This is a genomic window from Cognaticolwellia aestuarii (genome assembly GCF_002000025.1).
Taxonomy (GTDB): domain Bacteria; phylum Pseudomonadota; class Gammaproteobacteria; order Enterobacterales; family Alteromonadaceae; genus Cognaticolwellia; species Cognaticolwellia aestuarii.
This window is the reverse complement of record NZ_MUZV01000003.1, coordinates 213,934-232,315: the sequence shown is the minus strand read 5'-3', so window position 1 is coordinate 232,315 and position 18,382 is coordinate 213,934. Positions and strand designations below refer to the sequence as shown.

General features: G+C 36.6%; 19 protein-coding genes. 7 read left to right on the top strand and 12 right to left on the bottom strand.

Features of this window, described 5'->3' with window-relative positions:
• Nucleotides 1-180 precede the first annotated feature (180 nt).
• Nucleotides 181-1,263, bottom strand: a complete 1,083-nt coding sequence (locus B0169_RS06190) for an endonuclease/exonuclease/phosphatase family protein (protein ID WP_077285094.1) — start codon at nucleotides 1,261-1,263, stop codon at nucleotides 181-183.
• A gap of 432 nt (nucleotides 1,264-1,695) precedes the next feature.
• Here B0169_RS06190 and B0169_RS06185 point away from each other — a divergent pair, with 432 nt between their 5' ends.
• Nucleotides 1,696-1,875, top strand: coding sequence for a DUF6435 family protein (locus tag B0169_RS06185; protein ID WP_077285093.1), 180 nt, complete (start codon nucleotides 1,696-1,698; stop codon nucleotides 1,873-1,875).
• A 138-nt stretch (nucleotides 1,876-2,013) separates the two neighbouring features.
• On the opposite strand, the gene B0169_RS06180 is transcribed toward B0169_RS06185, so the two are convergent.
• On the bottom strand, nucleotides 2,014-2,445 hold the full coding sequence (locus B0169_RS06180) for a hypothetical protein (RefSeq protein WP_077285092.1): 432 nt from the start codon (nucleotides 2,443-2,445) through the stop codon (nucleotides 2,014-2,016).
• A 459-nt stretch (nucleotides 2,446-2,904) separates the two neighbouring features.
• Between B0169_RS06180 and B0169_RS06175 the strand changes: the two genes are divergently transcribed.
• The 3 genes from B0169_RS06175 to B0169_RS06165 all read left to right on the top strand — a co-directional run bounded on the left by B0169_RS06175 (nucleotide 2,905) and on the right by B0169_RS06165 (nucleotide 5,476).
• The gene (locus tag B0169_RS06175) at nucleotides 2,905-3,912 is read left to right on the top strand and encodes a zinc-binding alcohol dehydrogenase family protein (RefSeq protein WP_077285091.1); all 1,008 of its coding nucleotides are present in this window, start codon (nucleotides 2,905-2,907) and stop codon (nucleotides 3,910-3,912) included.
• 40 nt (nucleotides 3,913-3,952) lie between these two features.
• Complete coding sequence (gene nfsB / locus B0169_RS06170; RefSeq protein WP_077285090.1) at nucleotides 3,953-4,621, top strand: oxygen-insensitive NAD(P)H nitroreductase; 669 nt, start codon at nucleotides 3,953-3,955, stop codon at nucleotides 4,619-4,621.
• A 225-nt stretch (nucleotides 4,622-4,846) separates the two neighbouring features.
• A complete protein-coding gene (locus tag B0169_RS06165; protein ID WP_077285089.1) occupies nucleotides 4,847-5,476 on the top strand; it encodes a putative quinol monooxygenase in 630 nt (209 codons plus the stop codon).
• A gap of 152 nt (nucleotides 5,477-5,628) precedes the next feature.
• Here the strand turns inward: B0169_RS06165 and B0169_RS06160 are convergent, their stop codons facing one another.
• Nucleotides 5,629-6,588 (bottom strand): LysR family transcriptional regulator, encoded by a 960-nt coding sequence (locus B0169_RS06160; RefSeq protein WP_077285088.1) that lies wholly within the window; start codon nucleotides 6,586-6,588, stop codon nucleotides 5,629-5,631.
• Nucleotides 6,589-6,869: 281 nt separating this feature from the next.
• Nucleotides 6,870-7,340: a Dps family protein gene (locus tag B0169_RS06155; RefSeq protein ID WP_077285087.1), complete on the bottom strand. Its 471-nt coding sequence runs from the start codon at nucleotides 7,338-7,340 to the stop codon at nucleotides 6,870-6,872.
• Nucleotides 7,341-8,130: 790 nt separating this feature from the next.
• Here B0169_RS06155 and B0169_RS06150 point away from each other — a divergent pair.
• A complete protein-coding gene (locus B0169_RS06150; RefSeq protein WP_077285086.1) occupies nucleotides 8,131-8,751 on the top strand; it encodes a 3'-5' exonuclease in 621 nt (206 codons plus the stop codon).
• Between the two features lie 56 nt (nucleotides 8,752-8,807).
• On the opposite strand, the gene B0169_RS06145 is transcribed toward B0169_RS06150, so the two are convergent.
• The 8 genes from B0169_RS06145 to B0169_RS06110 all read right to left on the bottom strand — a co-directional run bounded on the left by B0169_RS06145 (nucleotide 8,808) and on the right by B0169_RS06110 (nucleotide 16,122).
• Entirely contained in the window at nucleotides 8,808-9,227 is a 420-nt protein-coding gene (locus B0169_RS06145; RefSeq protein WP_077285085.1) for a hypothetical protein, read from the bottom strand.
• A 224-nt stretch (nucleotides 9,228-9,451) separates the two neighbouring features.
• Nucleotides 9,452-10,162: a substrate-binding periplasmic protein gene (locus B0169_RS06140; RefSeq protein ID WP_158077058.1), complete on the bottom strand. Its 711-nt coding sequence runs from the start codon at nucleotides 10,160-10,162 to the stop codon at nucleotides 9,452-9,454.
• A 58-nt stretch (nucleotides 10,163-10,220) separates the two neighbouring features.
• Nucleotides 10,221-10,691 carry a Cys-tRNA(Pro) deacylase gene (ybaK, locus tag B0169_RS06135; protein WP_077285083.1) on the bottom strand — a complete coding sequence of 157 codons (471 nt, stop codon included), beginning with the start codon at nucleotides 10,689-10,691 and terminating at the stop codon, nucleotides 10,221-10,223.
• A 49-nt stretch (nucleotides 10,692-10,740) separates the two neighbouring features.
• On the bottom strand, nucleotides 10,741-11,349 hold the full coding sequence (locus B0169_RS06130; RefSeq protein ID WP_077285082.1) for a PqiC family protein: 609 nt from the start codon (nucleotides 11,347-11,349) through the stop codon (nucleotides 10,741-10,743).
• On the bottom strand, nucleotides 11,346-13,004 hold the full coding sequence (gene pqiB, locus B0169_RS06125) for an intermembrane transport protein PqiB (protein ID WP_077285081.1): 1,659 nt from the start codon (nucleotides 13,002-13,004) through the stop codon (nucleotides 11,346-11,348). The genes B0169_RS06130 and pqiB overlap by 4 nt, the downstream gene beginning before the upstream one ends.
• A complete protein-coding gene (locus B0169_RS06120) occupies nucleotides 12,997-14,175 on the bottom strand; it encodes a paraquat-inducible protein A (RefSeq protein ID WP_235838490.1) in 1,179 nt (392 codons plus the stop codon). Before B0169_RS06120 ends, pqiB begins: the two co-directional genes overlap by 8 nt.
• Before the next feature lie 147 nt (nucleotides 14,176-14,322).
• Complete coding sequence (locus B0169_RS06115; RefSeq protein ID WP_077285244.1) at nucleotides 14,323-14,916, bottom strand: uracil-DNA glycosylase family protein; 594 nt, start codon at nucleotides 14,914-14,916, stop codon at nucleotides 14,323-14,325.
• A 129-nt stretch (nucleotides 14,917-15,045) separates the two neighbouring features.
• Complete coding sequence (locus tag B0169_RS06110; RefSeq protein WP_077285079.1) at nucleotides 15,046-16,122, bottom strand: OmpA family protein; 1,077 nt, start codon at nucleotides 16,120-16,122, stop codon at nucleotides 15,046-15,048.
• A gap of 503 nt (nucleotides 16,123-16,625) precedes the next feature.
• On the opposite strand from B0169_RS06110, the gene B0169_RS06105 reads away from it, so the two are divergent.
• Together B0169_RS06105 and efpL are read left to right on the top strand one after the other, a co-directional pair.
• Entirely contained in the window at nucleotides 16,626-17,543 is a 918-nt protein-coding gene (locus B0169_RS06105) for a M14 family metallopeptidase (RefSeq protein ID WP_077285078.1), read from the top strand.
• A gap of 193 nt (nucleotides 17,544-17,736) precedes the next feature.
• Complete coding sequence (gene efpL, locus B0169_RS06100) at nucleotides 17,737-18,309, top strand: elongation factor P-like protein EfpL (RefSeq protein ID WP_077285077.1); 573 nt, start codon at nucleotides 17,737-17,739, stop codon at nucleotides 18,307-18,309.
• Nucleotides 18,310-18,382 lie beyond the last annotated feature (73 nt).

Sequence of the window (18,382 nt, the reverse complement as noted above, 5' to 3'; positions counted from 1 at the left end):
AGTTCTGTCGCGAAGCTCAGGTGTGATTAAATAGCTTAACCATAAAACGTCGGCTGATAAACTTAGCCACACTGTGCTTAGTATATATGGGCATTTATAGCTGATTAAACACTGTTATGGCTTTATTTGCCGATAAATCGAGTTCAGAACAGGACTTAATTTAACTGTTGTTAAGTGGCTTTAATTCATCGGCTTAGGCACGTCACTTTTACTGACATCTTTTGATGCAGCAATTTCCTTTGACCATACCTGTTCTTCATTCTGAACTTGCAACCCTTGTTGATTAGCACCTTGATGTGGTGTAAATGATAGGCGAGTAAGTAAAGGGAAGTGATCAGAGCCGATTGAGGGTAAGCGTTGAATATCAAGTAAGGTAAAGTGATCACTATGAAATAAATGATCTAACGGCCAACGAGCAAAGGGGTAGTCAGCATGAAAAGTATTAAATGCACCTCTACCGACTCTTGGATCTAATAAGCCACTGATCTTGCGAAATAGTCGTGTAGTAGCAGACCAAGCAACGTCATTAAGATCTCCCGTTACAATCACGGGGTGGTTGGTTTGAGCAATACTACGAGCAACAATCACCAGTTCAGCATCTCGCTCTGTAGATTCTGTATTCTCTGTTGGGCTTGGTGGTGCAGGGTGAAGAAAATGTAAACGAATTTTGTCTCCTGTTCTTAACTTAAGTGCGGTATGTATAGAGGGTACATCTTGTTGCACTAAGTAACATACTTCCTGTTCGCTTAACGGTAAACGTGAGTAAACATGCATGCCATAAAGGTTATCTAGCGGACATTTAACACAGTATGGCATGTCAACTTCAATTACTTTAAGCTGCTCTTGCCACCATTTATCTGACTCTAATGTTACGAGTACGTCAGGTTGATATTGTTTAACGAGGGTAATTAAGGCATCAGCTTGGCGATTGGGTGTAAAGACATTTGATGTCAGTATCGTTAGTTGCTTATCGATGCTGTGATCATCTGAGTTCTTGACCTCTTTTGGCCAGACAAAAGTAAAAGGTAATATCCACCACAACTGCCATACAACACACAATGTGGTAACTAAAAGCAATATTTGCGTGATAGGGGCTTTTATATCTAAAAAAACAAAGTGAGCGAATAATAAGGCTACGGCTAAAATCGTAAATTGCAAACGTGGAAAGTCCATGCCTCTGATAAACCAATGGGGATGACGCAATAAAGGTAATAAGCTAACCAGTAAAATAAACAGTGTGCAACAGATGAGTGTCAATAACATATTGGCTGGACTCTTAAACTAAATAGTTAACTTTGGCGATCAATGTAATTAATTTACCTCAATAATAAAACTAAAACTTACTTTTAAACGTATTTAGATGGCGCGGACATTACTTTCGGATAATCTCTTTATGTCGAGGGCATGATATCAGGGGGACAATGCGACAGCGATTATCATTATGGACGCTATTGTCACTGTTATAGCCACACCAATCTTGCTTTTATTGCCAGTGATGTATATTGATATGGCTATACATCGCTATAAATAGTGACTTGTATTTTTTTAACCATAGGACAAGTAAAAGATAATCACGTTGCTATATAGCAAGGTAGTTGTTATTGAAAACTCAGGAGTTGTGTAGGAGAGAACATTTTATATGTTCACAATTGAAGTTGAGATTAAAATTCATCAGTCTAATTAAGAGTACTATTTATGTTTTCTATTTTTAAAAAAGATCCGAGTAAAAAATTAAATAAAAGTTATGAAGCTAAGCTAGAGCAGGCTATGTTGGCACAAAGAAATGGTGACATTAAAGGTTACGCCATGCTCACCGCTGAAGCGGAAGAAATAGCGACACAATTAAATGCGTTAAAGCAAACGATAAAAACTTAGTTGCTCGCTGTAAAGTATACGTGGGTCATATCTGCTAGTATTCAGTACTGTTTTTAATGTAAAACAGCACTGATAAATAACTTACTTGTTAACTAAATTATTTATAATAAGCAAAGTGATTTAGCGTGCAAGTCAGTTTTAAAACTTATAGCCAATGCTTAAGGTTACAGCGGCTGATGTTTCACTTTGGCCGGAGTCTGAATAAAAACCACCTTTATCTTCACGAGTTATGCCAATACCTGTACCAATGACCAGACCGTCTTGTAAAAAACCATTGAAGTGGTAATCATAAGTAGCAAAAATAAAACCATCTTCACTTTGTATTTCTTCTTGACCGACAGAAAGTCCGTAAGCATGGTGAGAGTTTTCGCTAAATGTTGTTTGAAAGCCGGCTGAAACGCCAACTAGACCTAAGGCAGCATAGTATTTGGTTGATGCTGTTTTATATGCAAACTGAGCGCCTAGCACCCCACCATATTGGTGGCCGAGACCCACGGTTGTTTCGTATTCGTTAGCAGAGCTATATAAAGAGATTAGTGATAAAGACAGAACAAGTGTAGTTAATTTCATAGTGGTCCTTTTTATTGTCGCCGTTAGCAATTGTGCTAATCTTAGATTAACGTCCGTATATCGGAATTAATAAATCATTGTAATACATTAAGTTAATAATTTAATTTTATTTAAAAAAAACATTAGAACGGCCGATGAACATGGCAACTATAATCTATTCGGTTGCTATGCTTTCTATGATTTAGTCTACAGAAGTAAGAGATATAAAATTGACTTAAGTTAGTAATCGTCTATGAAATTATTGTTTTTGCTCGCCGCTAATATTATTGCTAGCGGCTCTCACAGAGAAACCTACTGTAATTTTAGTGTCTTAAGCTCAGCCTTAAGTTAGTGTACAGTTCTTCTATTGTGGTACATAATGTCCATAATGTTTTTGCTTTGTGGTCATTTATTTCTTTTTTGTTGGCGTCATACTATATCCATTGAAGTAACAAGACCTGACAAATAAAAGAGTTGAAGATGAAAGCAATTGCGTACCAACAAAATTTACCTATCGAAGATGAAAATTCATTACAAAATATTGAGATTAATCAACCTACTGCTAGCGGACACGATATTCTAGTGGAAGTAAAAGCCATTTCTGTTAACCCCGTTGATTATAAAATTAGAGCGAGTTCACCTGCCCCTGAAGGTGAGTGGAAAGTTATCGGTTGGGATGCTACTGGCGTTGTGAAAGCGGTTGGCGATAACGTTACGCTATTTCAACCTGGCGATAATGTCTGGTATGCCGGAGACCTTACCCGTTCAGGCAGTAATGCCGAAATGCAGTTGGTTGATGAGCGTATTGTAGGCAATATGCCCAAATCACTTTCATTTAGTGACGCTGCCGCTTTACCTTTAACCTCATTAACCGCATGGGAAATGTTATTTGATCGTTTGGATGTTTCTAAAAGCGACAGTAAAAAGAGCATTTTAGTTATTGGTGCTGCGGGTGGTGTTGGCTCAATCATGGTGCAATTACTGAAACAATTAACCGATTTAACTATTGTAGCATCTGCTTCTCGCGCTGAAACTGTTTCATGGTTAGAAGGGCTAGGTGCAGATTATATTATTAATCACAGTAATAAACTGAGTGATGAATTTGAAAAGAAAAATTTAGCGCAAGTTGATTACGTGGTTAGTTTAAATAATACCGATTCACACCTTGTAGAAATAGAAAAAGTCATTAAGCCTCAGGGAAAGTTTGGTTTGATTGATGACCCTGAAGTACTCGATATTATGCCATTCAAAGTTAAAGCTATTTCTGTGCACTGGGAGCTTATGTTTACTCGTTCATTATTTAAAACTGAAGATATGCAGATGCAGCATGACATTTTGAATGAAATGGCAAAACTCATCGATGATGGCTTACTTAAAACAACGGTGGGTGAAAACTTTGGTGAAATTAATGCAAAGAACTTGCGTAAAGCGCATCAATTTTTAGAGACTGGAAAAACTAAAGGTAAAATAGTGTTAGCAGGCTTTTAAACTTTATTTCTTAATCAGGGCATTACAATAAGGGACCATGATGAATAATGACATTACTTATTACAGCACACGCAGAAAAACAGTAAAAGCATATGATGAGAGTAAAAAAATATCTCCTGAGAATATCGCTAAACTAAAAGCGCTGCTTCGCTATAGCCCTTCAAGTGTTAACGTTCAGCCTTGGCATTTTGTGCTTGCTGCAACACCAGAAGGTAAAAATAAAATTGCCAAATCAACAGATGACCTTTACCCGTTTAATAGCGGCTCTATACGCAATGCTTCACATGTTATTGTTTTTGCGAGTCGATTGGAAACACCTGAAGGGTATTTAGAACAATTACTGGTTCAAGAAGAAAAAGATGGTCGTTTTGATGGTGATCTTGAAACGTTCAGAGCCGGTATGGATGCAGGTCGCAAAATGTTCATTAATTTACACAAAGATAAATTTAATGATTTAAATCACTGGCTAGATAAACAAGTCTATTTGAACTTAGGCCAATTATTATTAGGTGCAGCAACACTTGGTATTGATGCTACGCCAATGGAAGGGGTTGATACTTCGGTATTAGATGAAGAGTTTGGACTGACCGAAAAAGGATTTACCAGCTTATTCGTTGTGACACTAGGGTATAGCGATGCTAAGAATGACTTTAACGCAACATTACCAAAATCGCGATTACCTTATTCAGATATTTTAACAGAAGTATAAATTAAACATTAGCGATGAAGCCACTAGCTCCATCGATAACCGTTAAATAATCCCCAATTGATTAATTAACTGCTAATTTTTAAGGGCTAACATCAATAATGACGGCGATTTATAATATCTCTGTAGCATAACGACTGACTAAATTCTATGCCTTGTCATTATCCATTTATCCTGATGAAAAAGTAGATCACTTAATTAATCAAATTGCTATAATTCGGAGCTAAAATGATCACACAAATCGTAAAGTTTGAGATAAAACCAGAGCACATTGAAACATTCAAAGCGGCGCTCATTATTGATAAGCAAGGCGCAGATAATGAGCAAGGCTGCTTTGAGTTACGTTTATTCCAAGATAAAAATCAAGCGGGTGTTTTTTTCGCGTATGAACGCTTCAAAGACCAAGCAGCCTTAGCCGCACATGCTGAGCAACCTTATGTGAATACTGTATTAGCTATGCTTGAAACTGCTGCAAAGTGCGCGCCGCAGGTAATGGTGCTTAACGATACTACGCCCACACCCTTGCATGAAAGTAACAGTAAAGTGGTTCAAGATGATGATGATGTATTCTCTGTTTTCTTCATTTTTGACATCAAGCCTGAATACCGACAGCAGCTGCTCGAATGCTTTAATAGTCATGTCAGTGCTACCCGTTTAGAGCAAGGTAATTTAGTATTTGATCTATACACGGTTGCGGGCCAAGAAAATAAATTTGTTGTTTATGAACATTGGCGTAAAGAGTCTGATCTATGGGATATTCACTTTAATCAAGCCTATGCAGTTGAAACAGCAAAGCTACTTAATGAAGCCGTTGTAGGCGATTTAAAGCAATACATGAGTTTCGTTGAAGAATGCTAATGTAAGAAAGTAGCCTGTTTAGCACGCAGGCTAAAATACTAAGGGTATAATAATGATATCTGATATATCGCCCAAAACCTCAAATTAACAAGTTTTTATCCAGAAGCATTAAGATAAAATGTAGTAAAGTCACGGCTTAAAGTGCGTCGATATTAATTTTCTTGTGAACGATATAAACTATGATAGTTAGTGATATGGCGCTCCCAATAAGGCGGTGTGCCGATATTATTTTGCAAATGGTTAATAAACTCTGTAATTAACGGTGTTTGGTTGCGGTGTGGATAAATTGCGTATATTCCTGTATCCATCATAGAGATTTTATGGTCTGTCAATAAGGCAACTAGGTCAAGTTCGTTAATGTTTTGCTCTAAATTGAATAAATCTACCATAGCATAGCCGACACCATCCTTTACGGCTTCAATGATCGATTTAACGTCGCTTACTTTATAATTACCTTTCATTCGATAGCTATTCATTTCATTACTTGTAGGTGATGAGCTCAATTGCATTTGATCAAGTGTTACCTTGCCATTGCTGTAAATAACAGCAGGTAACTTTATCAGTTCATTGGGCGTTTCAGGCATACCATGCTTTGCAATAAAGGTTTTTGAAGCAATAATGGCGAAATTGGTCTTGGCTATTTTTTTAGCGATCAAATTAGAATCGCTAAGTTTACCGACCCTAAATGCCAAGTCAAAGTGATCTGCGATAATGTCATTTCTTTTATCGTCTAATGATAAAGTGATTTTTACCTCTGGAAATTTTTTTAAATATTGTGAAATTGTCGGTTGAAGGTACATTTGTCCAAAGGCTATTGAAGAGGTAATGCGAATGTGCCCTTTAGGCGTTTTTTGATATGAATCAGCAATGTTTTGTATTTGATGCAATGTGTTAATTAGCACATTTGCTTGCGTTAAAATCTCTTCTCCTGCAGGTGTTAAAGCAAACGAGCGGGTAGAGCGGTTAAGTAATTGCACACCTAAACTGGTTTCAAGTTTTTTAATTTGTTTTGATAACGATGAATTATCCATATCATGGAGTGCTGCCGCTTTAGCAAAAGAGCCTTGTTGAACTACATCAATAAATAACGCAAGTTGATTGGTGGTGATCATGCAAAAGACTCCGTACTTAAAATGTTATATATTAGGATAAACACAGGTGTTGTTGAAGTATTTTACATCACAATAACATCACTCATTTGTCATTGATGCGGCGCATTACACTAGTGTAGATTGTTTAAGATATAGGAAGAATAGAGTTATTTTACATCCTAGGGAGTGTTTAAACTGACTTTTATTTTCCATCTACTTAGACTTTAAATCAGCAGCTTGGCTCATATAATGATAGTAAAAAGCTGAAGCGATAATAGTATTATCGCTTCATGGGGGGCGAGCTATTTCTTACTTGCTCTTAGCATCCAAGCTGTTTTTTCATGAATACCCATGCGATCAGAAACTAAAGATGCTGTAGATTCATCATCTGCCGCTTGCGCTACTTTTAACACTTCTCTTGCTGTTCGGATCACTTGTTCATGACCTTTAGTCAGTAGTTCTACCATCTCAGCAGAGCTAGGCACGCCATCAACCTCTTTAATTGAGCTAAGTGTTGAGAACTCTTTATAAGTACCTGGTGCCGCGACATCAAGCGTTCTAATACGTTCAGCAATATCATCAACAGCAACCGCTAATTCAGTGTAATGCTCTTCAAACATTAGATGCAATTCACGAAACTGTAAACCTGTTACATTCCAATGAAAGTTGTGAGTTTGTAAATATAACGTGTAAGAGTCAGCTAAAAGTCGCTTTAAACCGTTAGCGATTTCTAGTCTATTTTCTTTATTAATACCAATATTGATATCAGTCATGTTATTACCTCATATGTCGTGTTGTGAATTTAAAGCGCTTTGAACTGCGTTAATGTTAACAGCTGAAAAATAAAAATTAATCAGAGCTCTTTATTTTATTTAATTTTGTATAACTAAGATGTAGTTATTATTACTAAATACTTATGTCCTGTAAAATAATAAAAACTGATGTTATTGTTCAATTTAATAGAATTACTGACGGTAAAAAAATTATTTATATTGTTATATTATCTGTCATGACAATTCAATAAAATCTGCCGGCCATCAAATGTCTGTAACGAAGATTAATCAAGGCATTTATTCAATGTTTGATAACGTTATTTCTTGCAGAGTAAATGCGCCTTTAACATCACCTAGATTAAACCCGATCGCCTTATCATGTGGATGTTGCACTATGGCATGTTAAACATAAGCCCGCCATGGAGATTAGCGTCATATAGCGATATACCCAAGCCACTTGAAAATGCATGTTCAAGTGGCTTGGGTATATATTGTTTTTCGGCTGTTTTAATCGTCTCTGCATATTCCATTGTCTCAATTGCTTCGCTATCAGCTTGATTATTTGTATTAGTACATATCAAAAAGATGCGCTTATTGACTTATTAAAGCAAGATATTGATGTATTCATTGGCGGTTAAGTTGACATAAGTCAACATACATACTTTTAGCGCTTATTGCAGTGAAGGTAATGACAGTTTTCTGCCTTTTGCTAGAACGAGCGTAGGTTATATTTTTAAAAATATGACATAATTTTGTTTTAGTTAATGTATTAGTCGTAAAGGAAGTGTAGGTGTTTGCTGATTCGATAGTTGTTCTGGATTTTGAAACCACTGGCTTATCACCTGATCAAGGGGATCGGGCGATTGAAATAGGTGCGGTCAAACTTGAAAATGGTGTCATTACCGATAGATTCCAAGCGTTGATGAATCCAGGGCGGCGCATTAATAGTTTTATTGAAAATTATACGGGTATCAATAACCGTATGTTAGCTGGTGCTCCATCTTGTGCGAAGGTCATGGCTGATTTTTCTGATTTTATTGGCAATAGCAACTTATTAGCCCATAACGCTTCTTTTGATGCTCGTTTTTTGGAGGCGGAACTTGCTCGTTTAAATCGTCAGGTGATCGGTGAGTTTACTTGTTCGCTATTAGTTTCTCGACGTATCTACCAAGATGCACCAAATCATAAGTTGGGTACATTAATTAATTATAAAAATATTGCTGTTGACGGTGATTTTCATAGAGCATTATTTGATGCAGAAATGACCGCTGAGTTATGGCTAGTTATGTTAAGTGATATTCGAGCACGTTTTGGCTTAGATAATATTCCTTTTAGTTTAATTAAGCGTTTAGCGAAAACGCCAAAAGCACAAGTGATTAAGTTGCTGAGAAATTATGCCGATAGGCTATAGCATTGTTGAAAAGGGTCTTTATTACGCGAATAAGACCCTTTAACTTGATAGATAGCTTAGTTTGATGGTTGTACTATCGCTTCATTTTTGTTTATTGCTGTTAGCTGCTCATTAAGCCAATGAATAGCATTATCACGCCCCAACTCTAGTCCAGAAAACTCTTTAAGATTTAAGTTGTCCATATGTCGCACTGATATCAATTCTTTTGTTTGTTGTTCGCTCGCCTTATTGTAATTAATGATAGCTAGTGCTTTTAAATTTTCGGCAGAGCCAACACAAAGCAGTGCCTCATAGGCAAAGCTATAACTGTTTATTCTATTAACCAGCACCGCGTAATTACCCGAAAATCGTTTTGCCAATAAAGCATCGTATTCGTCAACTATCTCTAAGGTTATTTCTATATTTTCATTAATGATGACTTCAGCAATATTTGTATCAAGAAAGTTAATTTGGCCAAAACTAGTATTCAACTTCATACTTTTTTTGCTCCTCTGTGGTTTGACTTTATCAATGATGAAACCAATGGTTGTAAACCCGCAGCTTTCTTATCGATGTATTTATAAAATAGGTGATTTTGTCTACTTTATCCAATTATCAGGCTAATTAAGGTAGAACAGCAAGTAAATAGACGGGAGAATTGTTGTAGATTTGTATCTGGTAAAGAGACTCAATTTATATGTTTTTAATTCGAAGCTGAATTTTAGAAATTATATTTTTTGAGTAAAATTTTATAATCTGCACTCAATTTATACTTATGCATTGCTTGATTGAAGCGTGCAACGTCATCAACATTTTTAAAAACTACGCGATAAGGACTTAATGGAAAAATATAATGAAACTGGATATCATTTTGTTTTTCACTCATACCAAGGGCATGTAAGTAATGTAAAAATATTTTAATATCCATGACTAAAATATCAACACGTCCAAGTAAAAGCAGTTCTACTTGTTTTCTTTGGTTTGCTACCTGAATAAAAATAGCGCTATCTGTGACTGCCGCAGCAAACTCTTGACCTAATACTTTGTGAGCAAGCTGAAAAGAAGCAACAGAATAATTTGCTATGTCTGAAATAGACCTAAGTTTTATTGCTCTATTTTTTAATGAGATAGCAACATTTTGATAGTTAATATAACTTTCACTGAGTTTATCATTTTTTGGAAACATCTGTTGATTAACCGTCATAACCGCACTGATGTCAGACAGTTCAAGCATTTTTTCTGAGCGGCCATAAGGAATAAAGATAAACTCAGGTGTTTTCCCTATATTCGTTAATACCTGACGAATCAGCTCTAACTCAAATCCAGCTTGTGATTCTTTAATGACATAAGGGGGTTTCGAAAGCCCAACAACAACCTTAAATTTTTGTTTTGCAACACTGTTTGTTGATGTGAACAGGGCAATGATAAACACGATAATATGTTTTGGAAGAATAGATTTTATAGTTAACTCACTTAAACTTTTACTAGCATCAATCGATAGTAATATTAGCGTAGCTAGCTTGTGAGGTTATTACAAGATTTTGTGGCGACAATTCTATTTCTAAACCGCGCTTGCCACCACTAATAAATAGTGAATCTAATGACTCAGCACTTTGGTCTAGTATCGTTATTAAGCGTTTCTTTTGTCCTAATGGACTAACACCCCCAAGAATATAGCCAGTTGAATTTTCTACTTTGTTTTCATTAGCCATTTTTACTTTTTTAGACTGTAGTATTTTTGCCAGTTTTTTTAAACTCAGCTTTTCTTTGACAGGAATAACTGCAACGGCTAAGTAGCGATTATCAACATCAACCACCAGTGTTTTGAAAACGCTATTGGGACTAACTTGTAACTTTTCGACAGCTTCTAAGCCGAAAGATTTACAATCAGTATCATGTTGGTACTGATGTAAATTATAAGGGATAGATAATTTTTTTAGTTGTTTAACCGCTGGTGTCATCTTATTTTCCTAACTCGCATCTAATGTTTAAATAAAATGTTTTTATAGGTTAATTTGCTGTATTTAATGTGTCAACAGCCATGTTTTTGCGAATGTCATTCGCTAGTTCAGTGATAACTGCACGCATTTTCTCTACAGCATGTGGGTAACCATTAGCGTTTAAATCTGCTGTTAAGGTAAAATTATGTACTTTTACCGCGTTGTTCTTATTTTTTTCTTTCAGCCAATAACGTCCCGTGAGTATTGCTTGTGACTGGTGAGTTGAATGAAATGCGTTGATTTTCAATATTACTTCTGTGGTTGATGTTAACTGCTGCGGATTCAACACCGGCATATAATTATGGTGGCTATCTATCGCATTTAAATCTTGCAGCAATCCCTCAGTAATACTCACTTGTAATGGCTCAGCCCACATATGAAAATGAGCGTAATGTAATTGATGCTCTGAAAGCTGCAATACCAAGCTTGCCTGTCTTAAATACTCAGGTAACTCTAATAAGTTGATAATAACCACAGGCTTGTTGTTATTGTTATTATCGCTAGCTTTATTTAGCGTAGGGCTATTGAGCAAATAATACTGTGTTTTGGCTGTATTATTGCTACTACAAGCGGTTATTAGCATAATTGACAAACTAAAGACGATTAAAGCCTGTTTCATTGTGTTGCTCCATTACGTTTTATCGGCATAGGCTCAGACACTTCACCGTTATTAAAAATTAAACTGTTCGGTTTGTGCTTTAATTGATTGAGTAACGGCTTTAATTCATTCATGGTTGCCGTTAGTGTGTTCAATGTTGTACGTAAATCTTCATACCCCCGAGAGCCGGAAGATAAATCTTTCGTTAAGTTATTAATACCCTGTAAGGTTTTATTGAGCTCACTGCTGATTTTTTGTTGCTCAACTTGACTGAGCAATTTATTCAGGCTTTGGCTCGCACTTTGTAATTCTTTCGCTGTTTGTGCAACATCTAACATTAACTGGTTGGCATTATTACTTAAGTCATTTAGTGGAATGCTATTCAAGTTATCCATAAATTGTTCAGCTTTAGTGGTAATTTGAGCAAAATCGTCACTACTGGTTGGTATAATTGCGAACTCTCCATATTGTTCAATTTTACTGATGGGTTGATCTTTATTGTGCTGTAAATCGACATACAAACTACCCGTTAAAATATTACCAGTACGCAGTACGGCTTTTAAGCCATGTTTGATCCAGTAAACATTTTGCTCTAGCATTAAATTTTCGCCTTCTTGGTTATCAGGCAAACCGATACGACCAGGCTGTAAACTTATCAACACAGGAATTTTAAAATCTGCTTTGGTGAGTTTATTTTCATTTCTCGTCAGTGCTATGTTGGTCGATTTTACTTTACCTATTTGTACCCCTCGGTATTCAACAGGTGCCCCCACAGAAAGCCCTCGAATGGAGTCACTGACGAGAACAACAAATTCGATAGAACGTCGATATCTTTCATCATTGGCGGCATCATAACTCTCGTAAATATCATAATATGAACGTTCGCCAATTTTATCACCAATATCCATACCATCAGGAACGCCAAAGGTAACTCCATTGGTTAACATCGTTTCAAAGTTACCGGTTTTTACAGAGATACCATCGGCATTTAAATCAAATTGTAAGCCACTGACATCCCAAAACTTGGTATTGCTCGTAATGAGCTGGTGATAGGGCGCTTTAATAAAAGCATTATAATAAACAACACGTTCTTCAAAGTTGAAATAAATATCTTCAAATTGGCCAACGGTTAAGCCTTTATAGATAATAGGATCTCCCTTTTTATAGGCGAATTGATCATTACTGTTGAGGGTGATGTGTAAGCCAGGAGTGCCCGCAGGCGTTAAAGGCGGGGAGTCGATAGCGTCAAATTGTTCACTCTCCTTATTACTTTTTCCTGGTGATATTTCGATATAAACCCCTGATATTAAAGTGCTTAAACCTGAGACGCCGGTGTGTGATATTTGTGGAGAAACTACCCAGAACAAGCTATCTGAAACGAGGAATTTACTCGCAGTTTTTTTTATTTTAGCCGTCACAATAACACCATCGCCACTGTCGTTTAGCTCTATTTGACTCACCTCACCGATATCAACATTTCGTGATTTGATTTTCGTTTTTCCTGCTTCCATGCCTTCAGCCGTAGAAAAGTTGATGGTGATTTCTGCTCCTTCATTACTCCATTGATAGTAGAGCATCCAGCAGCCAATAAAAACGGCAATAAGTGGTACAAACCAGATTGTAGAGACGGTTTTAACAGGTTTTATTTTTGCGTTGGGTGTTTGTACATCATTCATAATCGTTTGTATTTTTCCAAATTAATTGAGGCTCAAAACTCATCGCGGCTAGCATAGTAACAACAACAACACCCGAAAATGCTAATGTTGCGACACCTGGTGTTATACTCATGGCAGGCCCAAGTTGGATCAAACTGGCCAGAATAATAACAACAAAAACATCTATCATAGACCAACGACCGACAAACTCGGCCATTCGATACCATTTTACTCTCTTTAAGCTTAATCTATCACTTTGTTTTTGAACACTATAATTTAACCAAACTAATACCAATATTTTTGCGACAGGCACCAGAACACTGGCAATAAATATAATGATAGCGATAGGGTAAGAGCCTAAATGCCATAGTAAAATAACCCCGCCAATAATTGTGCTAGGGTCATCTTGACCTAACAAGTGTGTGGTCATGATTGGGTAAGCATTAGCAGGGATATATAAAATAATAGCGGTAATGAGCAAAGCCCAAGTTTTTTGTACGCTTAGCGCTTGCGATGTTGGATCTACCCGAGCAATTTTATGCTGACTTTGTTGAATTTCAATATTATGTGCGGATTCAACTTGCGCTAATAATTGGTAAAGCTGTCGTTTATCAATATGTAATACCACGAGCGTCATTGATATTGTAAATAAAATGAAGGCATAAAAAGATAAACCTAATGCGATGTCAGCCATAGAAATAATTTTTATCAAACTGACCAATGTGCCTATGAGAAAAATCTCTACCATGCTCCAAGGTAACAGTTTAAAAACAATATCTAATATTTTGCGACCATGTCTAGGGTAGAGGCCTTTTTTCAAAGGAATTAGTAAATAAATAACTGATAACAACACCACACTAGGAATGGCAAAAATAGTCAGTAATTCAATCAGCGCCAAAATATGATAATTATTATCGATTAACACAAAAAAACTCGAGATAACGGCAAAGTGATTTTCTAAACCGTTACTGCTAAATGACAAAAAGTTAAAAGGTAAGGAAGCTAATAAAAAAATTAATGCTGTAATAGCAAAAGCGATAACTCTTTCGACCGCATTTCGATGAATTGTACTCAAGGTATAACCACAGCGCGGGCATTGCGCCTTTTGATTTTCTTGCAGATCTGGCAGTTTGACTATCAGAGCACATTCGTGACACTGAACTTCAAATGAATATGTTTTGTTGTTTGACAAATTCTTATGGCACTTAGCATGCCGCTCTTGAGTAATTTTAACGTTGGTATTTTAAATTAGCATATATTTAATGACAATTGACTTAATAATTTTTCTTTCGGATGATTTATGGCTGACTTTAGTATGTTCATGTACTGATTCAGTTCATTAAACGGGTCTGTGTAAGCTTTTAATATGTGCCTGTAAAATAGGTATAACTTCTGTTTCGAACCAAGGGTTTCTCTTTAACCAAATGTTATTGCGCGGGCTAGGATGGGGGATAGGTATGATTGCAGGCGTAGAATTAATATAATACTGTTGCCAATGTTTTACCGTTTCGGTCAAAGTAGGCATTTTACTTTTAGCTAAATGCCAATTTTGCGCATAACTACCAATGGCGATGATTAACTCTATTTGTGATAATTGTTGAAGTATTTTTTCTCGCCATTGTCTGGCACATTCAACGCTTGGCGGTAAATCACCTGCATTACCTTTACCAGGATAACAAAACGCCATTGGCAGTATGGCAAAAAATTTATCATTGTAGAAAGTTGCTGCATCAACACCTAACCAAGCTCTCAGCCTTTCACCACTTTTATCGTCAAAAGGTATTCCTGATTGATGCACCTTTAGTCCTGGTGCTTGGCCAGCAATTAGTACTTTAGCGGATGGTGATATTTGTACAACAGGGTTAGCACCAAGCGCTAAAAAATTATGGCATAGCGTGCATTGATGAACATCATTAAGTAATTGAGTAAATATTTCGGACAATTTAACTAACCTTTTGCTATCTGGGCTGTGTAATGATCAAAAACGTTAGTAAAAAAAACGCTGCTATCAACAAATGATAACAGCGTTTTAGATAATAAAATGTAGCTTAGTTAATAAGGATTAACGTTTAACGGCTACTTTTTTCTCAACACGAACTTTAGCTTCAATACGTCTGTTTGCTTCATGAGCTTGCTTTGTATTAGCTTTGCTTAGTAGCTCCTCTTCACCCATACCTGATGCGGTAAGACGTGATGAATCTATGTTAAATGTATTCACTAGAACCTCAACAATGGCATCAGCACGCTGTTGAGAAAGCTTTTTATTAAATGCTGCAGGACCTACACTTGATGTATGACCTTTAATCGTTAAAGAAGTATGTGGATATTTCTTTAAAAAGTCCGCGGCTTCTTTAATGTTCTCTAAATACTCAGCTTTGACGATAGCTTTTGAGTTATCAAACTTAACATGTAAGTGTAAAGCGTCATTTTCTTCAGTGAAAATAGTACAACCGTTTACATCTACTTTGTTTGCTTCTGGCGTTGCTTTACATTGGTCTTTACTGTCAACAACACCGTCGTTGTCAGTATCCATAGGTTGAACAGCAACTGGCGCTACTGCTGCCGGTTTAACAGGGGTAGAACGTACAACTTTTTTAGCGCTATCGCCAAAAAAGTAAATAAAACCAATCTGCGCACTTAAATCGGTGTATTTGTTATCGAATTGGTAATGCCCATTACCTTCAAAGTAAACAGCACTGCGTTCACTAAGGTAATGACGGTAGCCAGCACCAACATTTGCTGACAATTCAGTATCAATAACGTCTATAGCACTCGCTCCACCCATAACATAAAAATTTTCTTTGTTAGGGAAATATAAGTAATTTGCTGCGATATTTTTGCCTGATGGGGTCGAAGGAGCCCAACCCGTTCGAGTCAAGTTAAGGTCAGTATAAGAAACTCTTAATTCTGAAAACTCACTTAAACGGTAACCGAATTCAGCACCAATACCATTAGCGTGTTTGATGAAGTCTACATCATTTGGCGCTAATCTATCATCATCAGTATTCATTCGCATACCGTGAATACCGCCATAATATTTGCCAACAAGATCTTCTGCTTTAGGTTGTTCTTGTGCGTTAGCACTCAATGCACAGAGTATACTTGAAATTAATAGAACTGATTTTTTTTGTAAACGCACAATAAAATTCCTTTTGAGATAAATTGTTAATGAAATGTATCACTATGATCATTTTATTGTATATCGATAGTGATTGCAGCATATATATCAAAATTTACACTACAAATTAGTTATATAGAATATTAGCATGATTTATAAATTCAAGTAACAATTGTCAATTTTACATTTTATTTACCGCAAAATTGTCGTGTTACTTGTCACAATAACTTGGTGTTGAGCTTGTTAAATGTTTATTGATAGATTAAAAAATTTAACTATATTCGAGCACAGCTTTCTCAAGCTATAATGTTTGTTTTAAGTTTGTGATAGATACAACAAACGATTAAATGGTTTAAGAGACACGACTTTTGCTGTCGCTCTACAGTCGCTAAGCATGAAAGGGGCGCATCAACTTGTTTGAAACGGTGATAACTATGTTGGTGTATATCAGCACGACCTTCTAAATTTACAACTATCGTTAAGTGAGTTGTCACTTGACCAAAAAGGCATTATTAGGAAGTAATATGAACACAGAAGCAGCCTATGCTATCGGAACTCCTGGCAAGAAGTGGACAGATGGTGACAAGGAAACGTGGTTCCAACAACAACATAAAAAGCGTAGTTACTTTGAACAAGTTGTCACAAAGTTGGATGAATTGAGCACGGATTTTATTATCGAGCAATATGGTAATTTACTTTACGATACTGAAAATTATCCATTGTATGCGTTAAAGTCGGTTAATTGGCTTGCAGATAAACCGGCTATTTTAATTACCGGTGGCGTGCATGGTTATGAAACCAGTGGTGTACAAGGCGCGATACGTTTTTTAAAGGATGCAGCCGCACAATATCAAGGTAAATTTAACTTTGTTGTGCTTCCTTGTATTAGTCCATGGGGATATGAAACGATTAATCGTTGGAACCCTTTAACGCTAGATCCTAATCGCTGTTTCTATGAAAACAGTCCCGCTCAAGAGTCTTCAGCGGTAATGCAATATATTAAAACCCTTGCTGTTAAATTCATGGCGCACATCGACCTGCATGAAACAACGGATAGTGATAATAGTGAATTTAGACCAGCACTTGCTGCAAGAGATGCTATTGAACAGAAAAGTTGGAATATACCCGATGGCTTTTATTTAGTTGGCGACAGTACTAAACCTCAAGCCAATTTTCAAAAAGCTATTATTGATTCAGTTGAGCAATGTACCCATATTGCCCCAGCAGACGATGAAAATAAATTAATTGGCGTGCCTTTAGCCCAATTTGGAGTGATAAATTACGCTGCACGTGAGCTTGGTTTGTGTATGGGGCTAACTGATGCTGAATATGTCACCACGACCGAAGTCTATCCGGATAGCGAGCGAGCTACCGATGAAAGCTGTATTATAGCGCAAGTTGCGGTGATCACCGGCGCACTGAATTTTTTAAGCACACTATAATTTCTTTGACGTTATAATTTAGGCTCCCTTGCATAATATTATGCAAGGGAGCCGAGTTACTATCTTTTGTTATTGTCTAATCGGCGCGAAGGGTAATTTACCTGGTATATAGCGCGAATGTTGATATATTTCCTTGCATAATCAGTGATACATGTTATTTTTCCTGCATTAAATAATTGAGGATGATTTTTTCATGCCAAAAGCAAGTGATATTAAAAAGAATGCCGCGATAGAATATAACGGCAAAGTAATGATTGTTAGAGATATTGAACGCTCAGTACCTCAAGGTCGTGCAGGTGGCAGCTTATATAGAATGCGTATGTACGATGTTGTGACTGGCGGTAAAGTTGACGAAACATTCAAAGCTGAAGACATGCTTAACTTTGCCGACTTAACGCGTCGCCCAGCGATGTTTTCTTATATCGATGGTGAAGAATACGTTTTTATGGATAACGAAGATTACACGCCATACAACTTAAACAAATCATCCATTGAAGAAGAAGCGTTATTCATAAATGAAGATACGCAGGGTTTATTAGTGATTATTGTCGACGGTGTACCTGTTGCTGTTGATTTACCATCAAGTGTAGAGTTAGTGATCACAGAAACTGACCCATCCATTAAAGGTGGCTCTGCTACAGCTCGTACTAAGCCTGCTATTTTATCAACAGGCTTAACAGTACAAGTACCTGAGCATATCTCAACCGGTGATAAAATTAAAATTAATACCGAAGAGCGTAAGTTTATGGGCCGCGCAGATAAGTAAGTATTAACTGTAAACTTATTGAATACTAAACCAGTGCGCTAAGCACTGGTTTTTTTATCTAAAGTCTTATTAG

Bases quoted from the DNA above. Each gene is read 5' to 3' on its own strand.
- B0169_RS06185 (WP_077285093.1), top strand. From the start codon at position 1,696: ATGTTTTCTATTTTTAAAAAAGATCCGAGTAAAAAATTAAATAAAAGT.
- B0169_RS06180 (WP_077285092.1), bottom strand. From the start codon at position 2,445: ATGAAATTAACTACACTTGTTCTGTCTTTATCACTAATCTCTTTATAT.
- ybaK (WP_077285083.1), bottom strand. From the start codon at position 10,691: ATGACACCAGCGGTTAAACAACTAAAAAAATTATCTATCCCTTATAAT.
- B0169_RS06175 (WP_077285091.1), top strand. From the start codon at position 2,905: ATGAAAGCAATTGCGTACCAACAAAATTTACCTATCGAAGATGAAAAT.
- efpL (WP_077285077.1), top strand. From the start codon at position 17,737: ATGCCAAAAGCAAGTGATATTAAAAAGAATGCCGCGATAGAATATAAC.
- B0169_RS06165 (WP_077285089.1), top strand. From the start codon at position 4,847: ATGATCACACAAATCGTAAAGTTTGAGATAAAACCAGAGCACATTGAA.
- B0169_RS06105 (WP_077285078.1), top strand. From the start codon at position 16,626: ATGAACACAGAAGCAGCCTATGCTATCGGAACTCCTGGCAAGAAGTGG.
- B0169_RS06130 (WP_077285082.1), bottom strand. From the start codon at position 11,349: ATGAAACAGGCTTTAATCGTCTTTAGTTTGTCAATTATGCTAATAACC.
- B0169_RS06160 (WP_077285088.1), bottom strand. From the start codon at position 6,588: ATGATCACCACCAATCAACTTGCGTTATTTATTGATGTAGTTCAACAA.
- B0169_RS06190 (WP_077285094.1), bottom strand. From the start codon at position 1,263: ATGTTATTGACACTCATCTGTTGCACACTGTTTATTTTACTGGTTAGC.
- B0169_RS06155 (WP_077285087.1), bottom strand. From the start codon at position 7,340: ATGACTGATATCAATATTGGTATTAATAAAGAAAATAGACTAGAAATC.
- pqiB (WP_077285081.1), bottom strand. From the start codon at position 13,004: ATGAATGATGTACAAACACCCAACGCAAAAATAAAACCTGTTAAAACC.
- B0169_RS06145 (WP_077285085.1), bottom strand. From the start codon at position 9,227: ATGAAGTTGAATACTAGTTTTGGCCAAATTAACTTTCTTGATACAAAT.
- nfsB (WP_077285090.1), top strand. From the start codon at position 3,953: ATGAATAATGACATTACTTATTACAGCACACGCAGAAAAACAGTAAAA.